At 55.6% G+C, this 14,946-nt stretch carries 15 protein-coding genes and 2 rRNA genes (1 of these 17 cut by a window edge); 15 read left to right on the top strand and 2 right to left on the bottom strand.

Annotation, left to right across the window (positions count from 1 at the left end; genetic code table 11):
* Both KB449_RS31235 and rrf read left to right on the top strand, forming a co-directional pair.
* Positions 1-1,460: ribosomal RNA gene (locus KB449_RS31235) — 23S ribosomal RNA — on the top strand (it extends 1,471 nt beyond the left edge of the window).
* A 134-nt stretch (positions 1,461-1,594) separates the two neighbouring features.
* A 5S ribosomal RNA gene (gene rrf / locus KB449_RS31230) occupies positions 1,595-1,711 on the top strand.
* Positions 1,712-1,992: 281 nt separating this feature from the next.
* On the opposite strand, the gene KB449_RS31225 is transcribed toward rrf, so the two are convergent.
* Positions 1,993-2,520 carry a transposase gene (locus tag KB449_RS31225; protein ID WP_282912079.1) on the bottom strand — a complete coding sequence of 176 codons (528 nt, stop codon included), beginning with the start codon at positions 2,518-2,520 and terminating at the stop codon, positions 1,993-1,995.
* A 157-nt stretch (positions 2,521-2,677) separates the two neighbouring features.
* Here KB449_RS31225 and KB449_RS31220 point away from each other — a divergent pair, with 157 nt between their 5' ends.
* The 11 genes from KB449_RS31220 (at position 2,678) to rsmI (ending at position 12,110) form a co-directional block, all read left to right on the top strand.
* Positions 2,678-2,863: a sigma factor G inhibitor Gin gene (locus KB449_RS31220; protein WP_282912078.1), complete on the top strand. Its 186-nt coding sequence runs from the start codon at positions 2,678-2,680 to the stop codon at positions 2,861-2,863.
* A gap of 147 nt (positions 2,864-3,010) precedes the next feature.
* The gene (locus KB449_RS31215) at positions 3,011-4,477 is read left to right on the top strand and encodes an aminotransferase class I/II-fold pyridoxal phosphate-dependent enzyme (RefSeq protein WP_282912077.1); all 1,467 of its coding nucleotides are present in this window, start codon (positions 3,011-3,013) and stop codon (positions 4,475-4,477) included.
* A gap of 41 nt (positions 4,478-4,518) precedes the next feature.
* The gene (gene wsfD / locus KB449_RS31210) at positions 4,519-6,069 is read left to right on the top strand and encodes a glycan biosynthesis hexose transferase WsfD (RefSeq protein ID WP_282912076.1); all 1,551 of its coding nucleotides are present in this window, start codon (positions 4,519-4,521) and stop codon (positions 6,067-6,069) included.
* A 47-nt stretch (positions 6,070-6,116) separates the two neighbouring features.
* Positions 6,117-6,755 carry a dTMP kinase gene (gene tmk / locus KB449_RS31205; RefSeq protein ID WP_282912075.1) on the top strand — a complete coding sequence of 213 codons (639 nt, stop codon included), beginning with the start codon at positions 6,117-6,119 and terminating at the stop codon, positions 6,753-6,755.
* A gap of 143 nt (positions 6,756-6,898) precedes the next feature.
* Positions 6,899-7,228 (top strand): cyclic-di-AMP receptor, encoded by a 330-nt coding sequence (locus tag KB449_RS31200; RefSeq protein ID WP_067781248.1) that lies wholly within the window; start codon positions 6,899-6,901, stop codon positions 7,226-7,228.
* Between the two features lie 25 nt (positions 7,229-7,253).
* Positions 7,254-7,697: a YaaR family protein gene (locus KB449_RS31195; protein WP_282912074.1), complete on the top strand. Its 444-nt coding sequence runs from the start codon at positions 7,254-7,256 to the stop codon at positions 7,695-7,697.
* Positions 7,698-7,753: 56 nt separating this feature from the next.
* Positions 7,754-8,737: a DNA polymerase III subunit delta' gene (holB, locus tag KB449_RS31190; RefSeq protein ID WP_282912073.1), complete on the top strand. Its 984-nt coding sequence runs from the start codon at positions 7,754-7,756 to the stop codon at positions 8,735-8,737.
* A 41-nt stretch (positions 8,738-8,778) separates the two neighbouring features.
* Complete coding sequence (locus KB449_RS31185) at positions 8,779-9,579, top strand: PSP1 domain-containing protein (RefSeq protein ID WP_282912072.1); 801 nt, start codon at positions 8,779-8,781, stop codon at positions 9,577-9,579.
* Positions 9,580-9,633: 54 nt separating this feature from the next.
* On the top strand, positions 9,634-10,017 hold the full coding sequence (locus KB449_RS31180; RefSeq protein WP_282912071.1) for an initiation-control protein YabA: 384 nt from the start codon (positions 9,634-9,636) through the stop codon (positions 10,015-10,017).
* 236 nt (positions 10,018-10,253) lie between these two features.
* Positions 10,254-11,045 carry a tRNA1(Val) (adenine(37)-N6)-methyltransferase gene (locus KB449_RS31175; protein ID WP_282912950.1) on the top strand — a complete coding sequence of 264 codons (792 nt, stop codon included), beginning with the start codon at positions 10,254-10,256 and terminating at the stop codon, positions 11,043-11,045.
* A gap of 3 nt (positions 11,046-11,048) precedes the next feature.
* The gene (gene rsmI, locus KB449_RS31170; RefSeq protein ID WP_282912070.1) at positions 11,049-12,110 is read left to right on the top strand and encodes a 16S rRNA (cytidine(1402)-2'-O)-methyltransferase; all 1,062 of its coding nucleotides are present in this window, start codon (positions 11,049-11,051) and stop codon (positions 12,108-12,110) included.
* 91 nt (positions 12,111-12,201) lie between these two features.
* Here the strand turns inward: rsmI and KB449_RS31165 are convergent, their stop codons facing one another.
* Complete coding sequence (locus tag KB449_RS31165) at positions 12,202-12,450, bottom strand: AbrB/MazE/SpoVT family DNA-binding domain-containing protein (RefSeq protein ID WP_067781230.1); 249 nt, start codon at positions 12,448-12,450, stop codon at positions 12,202-12,204.
* Between the two features lie 317 nt (positions 12,451-12,767).
* Between KB449_RS31165 and KB449_RS31160 the strand changes: the two genes are divergently transcribed.
* Entirely contained in the window at positions 12,768-14,060 is a 1,293-nt protein-coding gene (locus tag KB449_RS31160) for an HD domain-containing protein (protein WP_282912069.1), read from the top strand.
* An 81-nt stretch (positions 14,061-14,141) separates the two neighbouring features.
* Positions 14,142-14,939 (top strand): TatD family hydrolase, encoded by a 798-nt coding sequence (locus KB449_RS31155; protein WP_282912068.1) that lies wholly within the window; start codon positions 14,142-14,144, stop codon positions 14,937-14,939.
* Positions 14,940-14,946: the final 7 nt, after the last annotated feature.

The following is a 14,946-nucleotide window of genomic DNA, read 5'->3' as shown; positions in this document are numbered from 1 at the left end:
ATGGGGGGACGCAGGAGGGCAAGAACGCGAGCTGATGGAATAGCTCGTCCAAGCAGTGAGGGGTGCATGTAGGCAAATCCGCATGCTTTAACCTTGAGCTGTGATGGGGAGGGAAAATTACAGTACCGAAGGTTCCGTGCTCACGCTGCCGAGAAAAGCCTCTAGCCAGGAGAAGGTGCCCGTACCGCAAACCGACACAGGTAGGCGAGAAGAGAATTCTAAGGCGCGCGGAAGAACTCTCGTTAAGGAACTCGGCAAAATGACCCCGTAACTTCGGGAGAAGGGGTGCCTCGGTAGGGTGAATAGCCCGAGGGGGCCGCAGTGAATAGGCCCAAGCGACTGTTTAGCAAAAACACAGGTCTGTGCGAAGCCGTAAGGCGAAGTATACGGGCTGACGCCTGCCCGGTGCTGGAAGGTTAAGGGGAGCGGTTAGGGGCAACCCGAAGCTGTGAACCGAAGCCCCAGTAAACGGCGGCCGTAACTATAACGGTCCTAAGGTAGCGAAATTCCTTGTCAGGTAAATTCTGACCCGCACGAATGGCGTAACGACTTGGGCGCTGTCTCAACGAGAGATCCGGTGAAATTTTAGTACCTGTGAAGATGCAGGTTACCCGCGACGTGACGGAAAGACCCCATGGAGCTTTACTGTAGCTTGATATTGAACTTGGGTACGGTCTGTACAGGATAGGTGGGAGCCTAAGAAGTTGGAGCGCAAGCTTCAATGGAGGCGCCGTTGGGATACCACCCTGATCGTATCTAGGTTCTAACCTGTCACCGTGAATCCGGTGAAGGGACCGTGTCAGGCGGACAGTTTGACTGGGGCGGTCGCCTCCTAAAGCGTAACGGAGGCGCCCCAAGGTTCCCTCAGAATGGTTGGAAATCATTCGAAGAGTGCAAAGGCATAAGGGAGCTTGACTGCGAGACCTACAAGTCGAGCAGGGACGAAAGTCGGGCTTAGTGATCCGGTGGTACCGAATGGAAGGGCCATCGCTCAACGGATAAAAGCTACCCTGGGGATAACAGGCTTATCTCCCCCAAGAGTCCACATCGACGGGGAGGTTTGGCACCTCGATGTCGGCTCATCGCATCCTGGGGCTGAAGTAGGTCCCAAGGGTTGGGCTGTTCGCCCATTAAAGCGGTACGCGAGCTGGGTTCAGAACGTCGTGAGACAGTTCGGTCCCTATCTGTCGCGGGCGTAGGAAATTTGAGAGGGGCTGTCCTTAGTACGAGAGGACCGGGATGGACGCACCGCTGGTGTACCAGTTGTTCCGCCAGGAGCATCGCTGGGTAGCCAAGTGCGGGAGGGATAAGCGCTGAAAGCATCTAAGCGCGAAGCCCGCCTCAAGATGAGATTTCCCAATTAGTAAGACCCCTTGGAGAACACGAGGTTGATAGGCTCGGGGTGGAAGCGCAGCAATGCGTGCAGCTGACGAGTACTAATCGGTCGAGGGCTTATCCTACTGTTCCTTCCGAGGAACAAACGGCAAGCCGCACAGGCAAGAAAATTTCTAGGCGCAGATTCGTTTCGCATCCGGTTTTCAGGGCGCAAGCTCTGTGAAGCTGCAAATCTGTACGACACCCGTCGCACAGTAGGTCTGGTGGTAATGGCGGAGGGGTCCCACGCGTACCCATCTCGAACACGACCGTTAAGCCCTCCAGCGCCGATGGTACTTGGACCGCAGGGTCCTGGGAGAGTAGGACGTCGCCAGGCTAAAGCACAGCAAAGAGAACCACCTTCTTCGGAAGGTGGTTTTTTGTACTACAGCAATGGTTCACGCAGCTCCCCGCGCGAGGTGCGGCGGCGCGTCGGCTGTCAACCTCTCTGCTGTAAATGGCAAATCCGATGAAGGAATGGCAGGGACGGATATGCGTGTTCACGAGGAGCGGGAAGCCGGGCTCTGCGATTCACAGGTGCAAAATGAGTAAAAATAAAGGACCCACTGGAGCATGCAGTAGATCCGAAATCCAGACGCAGCCCATATAGGGCTACTCCTATATATGATAGTAGGAGACTTCCGTATCGGATAGGCGAATGACGCCATTGCCTCGCTCCTTGCGCATGCGCAGTAGCAGTGTGAGGCGCGGGGAGAGCAGCCAGAAGTGCCAGTAAACGAGCGAAATAACCAAGGCTGGATGCACCCAAGGATAAACCAGCGCGGAGGCGCAGCATCCGACCAGCATCAAGTGAAAGTGCAAGCGGCGAAATAGGCCTAGGCTCGTATCCATGACCGGCAGCGGACCAATCCATGGCCAGTCAATGCGGAAGCTCCAGCGTTTGCCGGCTGTGGCATCTACGCGGCGCAGCGTGATGCGCAGGACCACGGCATGAATAAGTATCATTAAAATCAAGCCGATCGCCATGCACTCAAGCCCCTTCCAAGCGTAGAAGCCTGTGACGAACCCGGCGCCTAAAAGTGCGGTGGTCATATAGCTATATTTTGTTTCCGGTCGCATCGGAATTTTGCGAATCAGTTTGTAATGATAGACGGTGGCCTCGCGTGATGGCTCGGGCATTTTCATAGAGGATCTCCTTGTATGACGCTAAGGTTCTGTAGTTACTATCGGCTCGAATTGCGCATATTGTTAAAATTCTGGCAGTACCGCGCTAGCAAGAGGTATATTTTCATAGAGTATGAGGCATACTAGTCGTAATAAGCCAACCAAAGGCGGGAATGCCATGAATGAAGAAGAGAGCAAAACCTGCATCGTATGCGGACAACGCGATCGGGAAGGCATTCGGATCATGAGTTCATTTATCTGTCATTCGTGCGAGTCGGAAATGGTGAATACGCCTGTCGAGGATCAACGATATCCGTACTTTGTTCAGCAGCTGAAGCAACTGTGGGTGCATACGGAAGGCTGACAGCCGCTGCGAAGAGGATGAAGCGCAGAAGACGAAGAAGTGCCGGGAGAGAACGGCGCTTTTTGTGTTGTTTGGGGCACTACAAAAGATCTGATATAATGGTGATTATGTAAAATTTTATGAAACCAAAACGGGGAATGAACTTGAATGCAACCAGCAAAAGGTGATCAAGCTCCTTTATTTGATATGCTAGTAGACCGCGCGCAAAAGGGTTTGATTCCCTTCCATGTCCCGGGACATAAACAGCGCGCTATCAAAGATGGCTATGAAGCGGCTGCAGACTTCGGAATATGGATGAATATAGATGTGACCGAGCTATCGGATACGGATGATCTTCACGACCCGAGCGGAGCGATCGCGCAGGCGCAGCATCTGGCTGCAGCGTGCTTTGGTGCAAATGAGACACATTTTCTCGTTGGGGGAAGCACTGCAGGCAATCTGGCGATGATACTCGGGCTATGCGATCCGGGCGATTTTGTATTGGTACAGCGCAACGTGCACAAATCCATTATTCACGGTCTGGCGCTCGCGGGTGTCCGATGCGTTTTTTTGACACCGGTGCTGGACGGCGAATCAGGTATTGCTATAGCTCCAAGCGTAGAGACTGTAATGAGGGCTGTCGAAACTTATGGAGAAGCTAAAGCGCTTATTCTGTGCAGCCCCAACTATTATGGCATAACCGCCGATCTGGCTCCTTTGGTTGAAGCAGCGCATGCAACGCGGATGCCGGTACTTGTCGATGAAGCGCATGGCGCCCACTTCGGGCTGCATCCCGCATTTCCCCGCAGCGCGCTCCAGGCTGGAGCGGATGTGGTCGTTCAATCGACGCACAAGATGCTGAGCTCGCTCACCATGAGCGCTATGCTGCATATACAAGGCGAGCTGGTGCCCCGACCGGCGATTCGGCAAGCCCTTGGTATGGTGCAAAGCTCAAGTCCGTCTTATCCGCTGATGGCATCCCTCGATCTGGCTCGCAGAGAAATCCAGGTACAAGGACCAGACTTGTTCGAGATGGCGCTTGCGGTGTCCAGCACTGTGCGCGAGGCCCTTGCCGAGCTGCCCTTCGAGGCGCTGAACGCGGATGATCCGTTAAAGCTATCAATAAAGGATAAATGGGGAAGGCTGAGCGGATTCGAGCTGCTATCGGAGCTTGAAAAGCGCGGCTGTGTCGCTGAAATGGCGGATGCAAGCTATGCGGTGCTGGCACTCGGACCCGGCACGAGAAAAGAGGATGGGGAGATCTTGCTGCACGCGCTGAGCAATATCGCCGGAGAATTGGATGCACAGGGCCAGAAAAGCTCTAGCAATCAAGAGGTCCCGACCAATAACCTGTCACCCGAAGCTGCATACGGCCAGATTTCGGAGCCGGTCACGATCAGAAGACGAACTGCCTCTGCATCCAGCGTGGCGCTAGAGGCGGCAGCGGGTCATATATGCGGAGAATGGATCATTCCCTATCCGCCGGGCATTCCTCTCCTGTACCCGGGGGAGCCTATATCTGAAGTTACCGTCCTTGAGCTAAAACGCTTGGCTGCCGCCGGAGCGCGATTCCAGGGAGCGGCGGACGAAACCTTGGCGTCGATTCGAGTCCTGACGGAAGGGGATAACGTATGAAGGGCTTAGCATCGCCTAAAATTCCAGAATCACGATTAATTGTGGCATGGATAGCTATTTGCGCAGCGGCAGCCATTATCGTTTATCTGCTGTTCGTACCGCCCGTTATCGGCGTAGCGGACAATGGCGACTTCAATCGCGTCATGGGCGCTGCGGGTATCGCCTATGCAGATCCGCACGAGTCCTATGCGGACCGTTACTTCGGCTATGCTCACCAGCTCTATCACTACGGCGGCTTCACTTCCGGCGGTTATGTATCCACGCATGTGCTGCTTGTGGCGATCGCTGGAGGGATCGGGAGACTCATCGATTCACATACTTTCGATATTCGCGTACTCGGCTTTTGTTATATGGCGCTCACGCTCTCTGCTTTGTGGCTTCTCGTGCGTTATGCGCCAGCGATACGGGGCAAATACGCAACCGGAATAGCCGCCTCCTTTATGGCGGTAATCGGCATCGGCATTTTTTGCGACGTCGGCTATACCGCGTATTATCAGTCTTTCTTCGGTGAGCCCTTTGCGCTGGTCGCTACTCTGCTCGCGCTGGGGGCAGCAGTCGCAATCGCGTCGCGGGTCGATCCGGATAAGCGGAGCTCGACAGAACAATCCGACCCGCAACAGATCTCCCGCCCCCCGTCTGCATGGCTCTTGGCGCTGTTCGTAAGCGCCGGCGTCGCCTTGGCTAGCTCCAAAATCCAAAACGCGCCCATCGGCTTCCTTCTGGCCATTCTGGCATGGCGCATGGCCGCGCTGCGTCCCGATAGGGGCTGGCGGCTGCGCGCCAGAATCGGCGCAGCCATTCTGGCCTTATCGGCCGTCCTCATGATGGCGCTGGCGCCGGATCAGCTCCGGCATATCAACCTGTATCAATCGATTTTTTTCGGCGCGCTCAAGGATACGCCCGATCTGAAGCGGGACATGGGCGAGTTGGGTATTCCGGACAAATATGCGGGATTGGCGGGTACGAACTATTTTCAGAAAGACACGATCGTTCCCCAGAGCGACCCTACGCTTCGGCGGGAGGTGTTGGATCGGCTGTCGCACCGCGACATCGCCTTGTATTATTTGCGGCATCCCGAACGGTTCGTGAGCAAGCTCGAGAAAGCGGCGAATAACGGTACGGCTGTAAGACCCTATTACCTGGGAAATTATAGCGAGTCCGCCGGCCGTGAGCGAAGCAAGCTGTCCTATGCGTTTAGCGCATGGAGCGAATGGAAGCATCGGGATATGCCGAATACGCTGTCCTGGTTTGTCTCCTGCTATGCGGTCTATTATGCGCTTCTCGCAGCATGGTGGATTAGAAGCGCTGGCCGCCCGGGTACCAGGCTGCTCTCGGAGCTGCTTGCCGTCATCGGTGCTGCAGGCGCGGTAGCTGTAACCGTGTCGCTCATGGGGGACGGGGAAGCGGATCTCGGCAAACATCTGTTCATGTTTAACGTATGCTTCGATATTATGGCAGCCAGTGCGCTCGTTGGAGGCGTTTATGGACTGCTGTGGGGAGTAAGGGCGCTCACCGTCAGGAGCGGGAATCGCAGACAGTCGACGATAATCGTTCAACCTGCGAAGCTTTCAGGCTATAATAGAGAAGAGTAGACGCTAAGGGGCGTCTGCCTATTATATAGAATCGGGGCATTCGCAGGATGAAGAAAGGTAATTTCATTACAATAGAAGGCAACGAAGGCGCGGGAAAATCGACGATCGCGGTGATGATGCTCGATCACTTGCGCAAGAAGGGCCTGGATGTCGTGGCGACGCGCGAACCCGGCGGTATCGCGATCGCGGAGCAGATCCGCGCGATCGTGCTCGACAACGGCAATACCGCCATGGACGGCCGCACGGAGGCACTGCTATATGCGGCGGCCCGCAGGCAGCACTTCGTCGAGAAGATTGTTCCTACCCTCGAACAGGGTAAGACAATCCTATGCGACCGATTTATCGACAGCAGCCTCGCCTACCAGGGATACGCGAGAGGCCTTGGCATCGATGAGGTCATGTCGATTAACGCTTTTGCGATCGAAGACGGATTCCCCGATCTGACGATCTATCTGGACGTCGACCCCGAGATCGGCATCGAACGGATTCATGCGCATGGAGACCGGGAGATCAATCGTCTAGATCTGGAGTCTCTAGCGTTTCACCACCGCGTACGTGACGGTTATCTGGAGGCCCTGGCGCGGTTCCCGGATCGAATCGTACGCGTCGATGCCAATCCGCCTGCCGAGGACGTATTCGCGGCGGTAGCGGGGGTACTGGATCGCTTTTTGAAACGGGCTGAATAAGATAATAGCGTATAAATGCAGGCAATGAAGACGCCAGGCCAGGATAGCGCTTGCAAAAATGCGTCGATGGGCAGGATTTGAAGCTGCGGTGTCAAATTTTATAAAAAGAAGCTTATATTACATTGAATTGGGAGGAATGATGGATGAAGCTGGTCATCGCCGTAGCACAAGACAAGGATAGCAACAGGCTCTCCAATGCGCTCATCAAAGAAGGGTTCCGCGCGACGAAGCTCGCTAGTACCGGAGGATTTCTCAAGGCCGGGAATACGACGTTCCTGATCGGGATCGAGGACGAACGCGTGCAGCAGGTGCTCGACGTGATCCGAGCCAACTGTAAGGTGCGCGACCAATTGGTTACCCCTGTTTCTCCGGTCAGCGGCGCAGCCGACTCCTACATCCCATTTCCGGTCGAGGTGCAGGTGGGCGGCGCAGCCGTCTTCGTGGTCCCGGTCGAACGATTCGAACACTTCTAACCTATCAGGCGGGATGTGAAGCGGGATGAAGATCCAGCCGGGTTATTTTCCCCCGAACAACAAGATTCAACGTACGGATACCAACTCCAGGCCGAGGGAGATGCCTAACTTCGGCGATCTGATGCAGCAGAACGAAGAAGGACGCACCCAGGAGGAGCTCCAGCGCAAGCTGGAGGACATCCGCCAGCAGGGCGACCGTCTCATGCGCTCCATGACCGTCCGCGAGCTGAAGCTGTACAGAATGATGGTCAAAGGCTTCCTTGAAGATACGCTCAAACGCGGAATCGCCTTGAAGGAAACTAAGGGCTGGGATCGTCGCGGGCGCGGCAAGCGGTATAAAATTTTGGAGGAAGTCGATTCGATGCTCGTGGCCATGGGAGAGGAACTGCTCGGCAGCGAAGAAGGCCGGTTGGAGCTTCTGCAAAAGGTCGGCGAGATTCGGGGGCTTCTGATCAACCTGGTTTTTTAACGGCGTATCCGTCGTTGTTATACATTTAGTCCATCAACGAGAGAAGGTTTGGCGCAATGACGATCGCATCGGTACCGGGACAGGATCGGGCCAAGCGGCTGCTGCAGGGCATGCTCCGCAGCGGCAAGGTCGCGCACGCCTACCTGTTCGCGGGCCCGCAAGGGTCGGGAAGGAGCGCGATGGCTCTGGCCTTCGCGATGACGCTGCTCTGCGAGCGCGGGGGCGACGATGCCTGCGGCGAATGCCTGACGTGCCGCAAGGTCCAGCACGGCAACCATCCCGACCTGCACCGCGTCGTTCCGGACGGTCAGACGGTGAAGATCGATCAGATCCGCGAGCTGCAGCGGGAGCTGTCTTATCGCAGCGCCGGCGCGCAGCGCAAGATCTACGTCATCGAGGCCGCGGAGACGATGACGGTCCAAGCGGCGAACAGCCTGCTGAAGTTTCTGGAGGAGCCGCCGTCGCCCGTCGTGGCGATTCTGATCGCGCCGAGCGAGCAGGCGATGCTCCCGACGATCGTATCGCGGACGCAGCTTGTACCGTTCACGCCGGGCGATCCAAAGGCGATGGAGGCGCTGCTAGTACGCGAAGGCACGCCGCCGCTGATCGCTAAGTCAGTCGTTCATCTGTCCGCGGGGTTCGAAGCTGCGCTGGCGCTGGCGGCCGAGAATTGGTTTGCAGAAATCCGAAACGTAGTGATACAATTAGGCAGGGAGATCCCGTCCCGGTTCCCTGGCGTGCTGCTGACTGCGCAGACCCAGGTGTTTAAGACGGATCTGGCCGAGCATACCGACATTTTGCTGCAACTGTTTGCTTTATGGTATAGAGATATGATTTATGTTATGACCGGTCGCGAGGAGAGGCTCGTTTTTTCCGATCAAGCGGAATGGCTCTCCAAGCAGGCCTGGACCCGAAGTGTCCATGCCTGGACCCGGTCTATGGAAGCGGCGCTGTCCGCCGTTCGCCGCATCAAGGCGAACGTGCAGCCGCAGCTCGCTTTCGAGCAATTTCTAGTGACGTCCGCACAGACGGCGGGTTAACCGTATCGGAGCGTCTGCAGCGGCGTACGGGAGGGGTAGTTTTGTACGAGGTTGTCGGCGTCCGCTTCAAGAAGGCGGGCAAGGTCTATTACTTTGACCCCGCCGAACATCCGGTAGCCAAGGACCAGCATGTCATCGTCGAGACTGCGCGAGGCGTCGAATACGGCACGGTCGTCATCGGACCGAAGACCGTCGGCGAGGCCGACGTCGTCCTTCCGCTCAAGAGGGTTATACGTGTCGCTGCGGACAGCGATGCGCATGCAGTCGAGGAAAACCGGAACGCGGCGAAAAATGCATTTACCATCGGATTGCAGAAAATTAAGGACCATCAGCTCCGAATGAAGCTGGTGGACGTCGAATACACGTTTGACCGCAACAAGATTATTTTTTACTTCACGGCCGAGGGTCGCGTTGACTTTCGCGAGTTGGTGAAGGACCTGGCCGGCGTCTTCCGTACCCGTATCGAGCTCCGTCAGATCGGGGTGCGCGACGAGGCCAAGATGCTGGGCGGCATCGGCCCTTGCGGCCGCGTACTCTGCTGCTCCTCCTGGCTGGGGGACTTCGAGCCGGTCTCGATCAAGATGGCGAAGGATCAGAACCTGTCGCTGAACCCGACCAAGATCTCCGGCTTGTGCGGCCGCCTCATGTGCTGTCTCAAGTTCGAGCATGACAACTATGAGAGCGCCAAGGAAGAGATGCCGGCCGTAGGCAAGATCGTCGTCACCTCGTTCGGAGACGGCAAGGTCGTCGGACTCAATGCGGGCAGCCGCAGCGTTCACGTACAATTGTTCGAGGTCGGCAAGGTCAAAGAGCTTCCTTTTGAAGAAGTCGTCGTAAAGTAATTCCAGCAGCACCTATCGTCACCGACACAACCTGGCTTTAAGGTGGAGCTTGCCATGAAGGATATATATTTAGGCGTGGATGAACTCGAAGCGAAGCTAGGCGGCCTCCATACGGAATTCGGCTCGCTGAAGCTCAAGATTAAGGAATTGGTCGAAGAAAACCAGCGGCTGCGCATCGAGAACCAGCAGCTGCGCAAGATTTTCAAGCGCGAGACAATCGAATTCGCGGCAGAACCTGCGGTCGACGTATCGGAGGAACCGGCCGATACCCGTCAGCAGGAGCAAGCCGAGACTGCGGCCGGGTCTTCCATTGGCGAAGGCTACGACAACCTGGCCCGGTTGTATCACGAAGGCTTCCATATTTGCAATGTGTATTATGGGCATTTGCGCATGGAAGGCGATTGCTTGTTCTGTCTCTCGTTTCTGAGCAAGCCTTAATTGGGATTTAACCGCGCACAGCCGACTCTCCAATCCGGGGGAGCCGGCTTTTTTTTGCAGTTGCACGGGAGTTGTCGCTGTCCGGATGCTGGCATTGGGTAGGCAAATCGAGTAAGCTTAGAGACGTGATGCCGGCATCAAGAACCGGTATAAAAAAGTGGTACGAAATGACGCATATATAATAGAAGAAAAAATTTGGGACGGTGCTTGGAGCGTTGAATGAAAACGATAACATTATGCACGGGAAGCCGCCGTTGCTGGAAGGCGAACGGCTGGACGACCTGCTGACGCATGATTATAAAATTATACAAAGCAAAGAGGTTTTCAGCTTCTCATTGGATGCCGTTCTATTAGCCCGATTCGCAGGCATTCCGAAGAAAGGACGGATCCTCGACCTATGCACGGGGAACGGCGTGATCCCGCTGCTGCTCGCGACGCGGACCGGCGCGACTATCGAAGGCGTAGAGCTGCAGCCCAGGCTCGCAGATATGGCCCGGCGAAGCGTTGCCTACAACGAATTGCAGTCGCGGATTGACATACGAGAAGCGGATTTAAAGGTGCTGCCCGCCCTGCAGGGCAGCGAGGCTTACGATGCGGTGACAGTGAACCCGCCGTACAAGCCCGTCGGCTCCGGCGAGCACAAGGAAAATCTGCATCAAGCGCTCGCGCGCCATGAGATCGGATGCACGCTGGAGGATGTCGTGGCGGCCTGCGCGAGAAGCGTGCGCGAGGGCGGGCGCGTCTCTATGGTGCATCGTCCGTCCAGGCTGGCGGAGATTATGGCCGCCATGCAGAAGTACCGGCTCGAACCGAAACGGATGCGCTTCGTGCATTCGCGTGCGGGAGCGGAAGCGAACATGGTGCTTATCGAGGCCAGCTTGGGCGGGCGACCTGAGCTTCGCCTGCTCCCGCCGTTAATCGTTTACGAAGGAGAAGGCCGTACTTATACAGAAGAACTGCTGGACGTATTTTACGGGCGTAAAAAGCAATTGAACGACACGGATACGAGTGAAAGGGCGGAGGATTGAACGATGAAGGAGAAGCGGGATCGCAGCTGGCGAGGAAGAAATCCGCAAGGCGCATCAGAGCGCGCCGAACTGTCGGAGGGGCACGGACAAGACCGGGAGCGGGACACCGATCGTACGTCTGATGCTCAGACACAGCTACCGCTGCAAGCAGCTGCGCAGGTCCAGAAAAGCTTCGCGGCTCGAGAGACAGACGGACCGGGCACGCTCTATCTCGTCGCGACGCCGATCGGCAATCTGGAGGATATGACGTTCAGGGCCGTTCGGATGTTAAAGGAAGCGGACCTCATCGCCGCCGAGGATACGCGTCAGACGCGCAAACTGCTCACCCACTTCGAGATCTCGACACGCCTGGTCAGCTACCACGAGCACAATAAGCGAGCGAGCGGTCCGGAGCTTGTCAGGCTGCTGGCCGAAGGCATGACGATCGCCCTCGTCAGCGACGCCGGCATGCCGGCTATCTCGGATCCGGGCGCCGATCTCGCAGCTGCAGCCGCCGCGCAAGGCATACCGGTCGTACCCATTCCGGGCGCGAACGCCGCACTTTCCTCACTCATCGTATCCGGCTTGCCGACGGACAGCTTCCTGTTCGCGGGCTTCCCGCCCAGGGACCGCAAGGGAATGGAAGCCTTCCTCTCCCGCCTGGACCGGGAAGAGGCCACGCTCCTGCTGTACGAGTCTCCGCATCGTCTGAAAAAAACGGTTGAGGCGGTCGCCGAGCGATGGAGCGGCCGGCGGATGGCGGTCGTGCGTGAGCTGACGAAAAAGCACGAGGAGATCGTACGGGGGACGGCCGAGGCTTGCCTGCAATATATTGAAGCCCATCCGCCCCTAGGCGAATGCTGTCTGGTCATCGAAGGCGCGGACCCGTCAACCGCATCGTCGGCCGATCCTAGCGATGCCTGGTGGTTCGGGCTGACAACAGCCGAGCATGTCGCAAGATACGAAGCGCAGAACGGCGAAAATCGCAAGGAAGCGATGCGGTTGGCGGCGCGCGACCTAGGCTTGTCCCGCCGGGAAGTGTACCAAATGTTGCTCGAAGAAGAAAAAGACCCCTCCGCGGACTAAGTCCGGGAGGGGCTGCAAGGAGATATAAAAAGGTTAGAAATAACGATGTTGGTAAGTGCTTCTTCCATTATAAACGAAATTCTCTATTTTGTCACACAGTTGCAGGTAAATCCTTCAAGCATTCTCTGCAAACGATTTTTCCTTTGAAATAAATAACGTTGTCGGCATTGCCGCAGAAGATGCAAGCCGGTTCGTATTTCTTCAGCATGATGCGCTCGCCGTCCACGTAGATTTCCAGCGCATCCTTTTCCCCGATACCCAGCGTTCTGCGCAGCTCGATCGGAATGACCACACGACCCAGTTCATCCACTTTCCGTACAATGCCCGTCGACTTCAACATTTGGAAATCCTCCCTCATTCGCGTAAAATAAGATTAAACGAAATGTCGGAGAACCTCCGCATATTCGCCATCATTCGACAAAATTCTTTCTTTTCCGTACTCTATCGTACCAACGATTCCCAAATAAGTCAACCAGAAATAGCGGTAACTTTAGCTGAAATTTAGCTGAATACCCGCTAACTTCCACAGATTCGCACCAATTCACTAATATATTAGGTAAAAAACGGGATTAGTTCTTAAAATTAGTGAATGACACCTTTCGACAAAAATCATAACCGTTTGTCGAATGCGAAGTCCAATCAACGAGGTGATCGAACATGTACCGTCTTCGAGAGGAAAAAGTATTCAAGGACCCCGTTCATCAGTCCATCTACGTACAGGAAGCGACGATCTGGAAGCTCATCAACACCGCCGAATTCCAACGATTGAGGCGCATACGCCAGTTGGGGACTTCGTACCTGACCTTCCATGGGGCAGAGCACAGTCGATTCTCCCATTCGCTGGGCGTATACGATATCACGCGAAGAATTATCAGTCAATTTGAGCGTAACGGATACCAGGACTGGCCGCAAGAGGAAAAAATGGTCAGTTTATGCGCTTCTTTGCTGCATGATGTCGGACACGGTCCTTTTTCTCATGCCATCGAACAAGTGTTCGATACCAATCATGAAGAATGGTCCTGCGCGATCATACTGGGAGATACGGAGATCAATCGGGTATTAAAGGAAGTAAGCGAGGACTTCCCCGAGAAGGTTGCCGCCGTCATCTGCAAGACGTACGACAAGCCGATCGTCGTGAGCCTCGTGTCCAGCCAGATGGACGCGGACCGGATGGATTATTTGCTCAGGGATGCGTACTTCACGGGCGTGAACTACGGTACCTTCGACCTCGATCGAATCTTGCGCGTGCTGCGTCCTTATCGTGGACGTATCGTGGTGAAGGAGAGCGGGATGCATGCGGTAGAAGATTATCTGATGTCGAGATATCAGATGTACTGGCAGATCTACTTCCATCCCGTAACGCGCAGTTCGGATATCGTACTGAGGCAAATTTTCATGAGGGCGCGCGAATTGTTCCGCGAGGGCCATGCGTTCAAATTCCTGCTGCCGCCGCTAGCGCAGTTGTTGAACGGCACGATCGGACTGCGGGACTACCTGGCCCTGGATGAAGCGATGGTTCAGACTGCGTTCGGCCAATGGGCGGACGAAGAAGACGAGATACTGGCAGACTTATGTAAACGATTCTTAAACCGCCGGTTGTACAAGTATGTACCCCTCGACAATCCGCACGAAACACTGGAGGAGGAGCTGCGGGAGCAATGGGAAAGGATCGGTCTGCATCCGGATTACCACCTTCAGATGGACACCCCGACGAACCTTCCCTACGACGTGTACAAGCCAGGATCGCCGGATCCCGAGCCCAAAGAAAAAACCCCCGTCCTCGTGCTGGACGAAAAAGACCGATTGACCGAGATATCCCTGAAAAGCGATATCGTTCGCTCGATCGCGGGACTTCATACCGGGAAGTATTATATCTATTATCCCGAAGACCTGGTGCTGCCTCACGTCAATCGCCTAAAGCCAGAGATCCGCGAGATGCTGGGTTTGTAGTCCCTTATCCGGGAAGTCGTCCCGGCAAGCTCCGCTTGGCCACCCAATAATAAAAACTTCGCAAAAGGAGACTTCTACGAAATGCTCTTTGATACGCACGCTCATCTGGATTCGCCAAAGTTCGATGAAGACCGGGAAGAAACGATCGCTCGCGCCAAGGAAGCGGGCGTCGGCAACATCGTGAATATCGGCTTCAACCGGGAGACGATCCCGACGACCATCGCATTGGCCGAAAAGCACGATTTCATCTATGCCGCCGTAGGCTGGCACCCGACGGATGCAGCCGATATGCGCTTGGAGGAGGATCTGGCCTGGATCGAGTCGCTATGCAGTCATCCGAAGGTCGTAGCGATCGGCGAGATCGGACTCGACTATTATTGGGATACTTCGCCCAAGGATGTCCAACAGCTCGTATTCCGCGAACAGATCCGGCTTGCGAAGCGGATCGGCATGCCGATCGTCATTCACAATCGGGACGCTCATGAAGACGTCATCCGTATTCTGCGCGAAGAAGGAGCGGCCGAGATCGGGGGCATCATGCACTGCTATTCCGGCAGCTGGGAGACGGCCAAGCAATGTTTGGACATGAACTTCTATATCTCCTTCGGAGGACCGGTCACCTTCAAAAACGCGCGCGTTCCCAAAGAGGTTTTGGCGCGTGTCCCCCTGGACCGATTGCTGATTGAGACAGATGCTCCGTACCTTACCCCCCACCCCTATCGAGGCAAGCGAAATGAGTCGTCTTATGTGCAATTCGTAGCCGATTCCGCTGCGGAAATCACAGGCCTTTCTAGGGAAAAAATAGAAGAAATTACGGATCGAAATGCACGTGTCTGTTTCCGACTCGAAGAAAAAGCGCCAACAAACGCAGAAAAATAAATATTTT

Source organism: Cohnella hashimotonis (genome assembly GCF_030014955.1).
Classification (GTDB): domain Bacteria; phylum Bacillota; class Bacilli; order Paenibacillales; family Paenibacillaceae; genus Cohnella; species Cohnella hashimotonis.
Note: the sequence above shows the minus strand (reverse complement) of the source record. Positions and strands in the feature narration are given on the sequence as shown.

What these genes read in the sequence shown, in the direction of transcription:
- KB449_RS31225 (WP_282912079.1), bottom strand. Translation starts at nt 2,520, where the DNA reads ATGAAAATGCCCGAGCCATCACGCGAGGCCACCGTCTATCATTACAAA.
- KB449_RS31220 (WP_282912078.1), top strand. Translation starts at nt 2,678, where the DNA reads ATGAATGAAGAAGAGAGCAAAACCTGCATCGTATGCGGACAACGCGAT.
- KB449_RS31215 (WP_282912077.1), top strand. Translation starts at nt 3,011, where the DNA reads ATGCAACCAGCAAAAGGTGATCAAGCTCCTTTATTTGATATGCTAGTA.
- tmk (WP_282912075.1), top strand. Translation starts at nt 6,117, where the DNA reads ATGAAGAAAGGTAATTTCATTACAATAGAAGGCAACGAAGGCGCGGGA.
- KB449_RS31200 (WP_067781248.1), top strand. Translation starts at nt 6,899, where the DNA reads ATGAAGCTGGTCATCGCCGTAGCACAAGACAAGGATAGCAACAGGCTC.
- KB449_RS31195 (WP_282912074.1), top strand. Translation starts at nt 7,254, where the DNA reads ATGAAGATCCAGCCGGGTTATTTTCCCCCGAACAACAAGATTCAACGT.
- holB (WP_282912073.1), top strand. Translation starts at nt 7,754, where the DNA reads ATGACGATCGCATCGGTACCGGGACAGGATCGGGCCAAGCGGCTGCTG.
- KB449_RS31180 (WP_282912071.1), top strand. Translation starts at nt 9,634, where the DNA reads ATGAAGGATATATATTTAGGCGTGGATGAACTCGAAGCGAAGCTAGGC.
- KB449_RS31175 (WP_282912950.1), top strand. Translation starts at nt 10,254, where the DNA reads ATGCACGGGAAGCCGCCGTTGCTGGAAGGCGAACGGCTGGACGACCTG.
- rsmI (WP_282912070.1), top strand. Translation starts at nt 11,049, where the DNA reads ATGAAGGAGAAGCGGGATCGCAGCTGGCGAGGAAGAAATCCGCAAGGC.
- KB449_RS31165 (WP_067781230.1), bottom strand. Translation starts at nt 12,450, where the DNA reads ATGTTGAAGTCGACGGGCATTGTACGGAAAGTGGATGAACTGGGTCGT.
- KB449_RS31160 (WP_282912069.1), top strand. Translation starts at nt 12,768, where the DNA reads ATGTACCGTCTTCGAGAGGAAAAAGTATTCAAGGACCCCGTTCATCAG.
- KB449_RS31155 (WP_282912068.1), top strand. Translation starts at nt 14,142, where the DNA reads ATGCTCTTTGATACGCACGCTCATCTGGATTCGCCAAAGTTCGATGAA.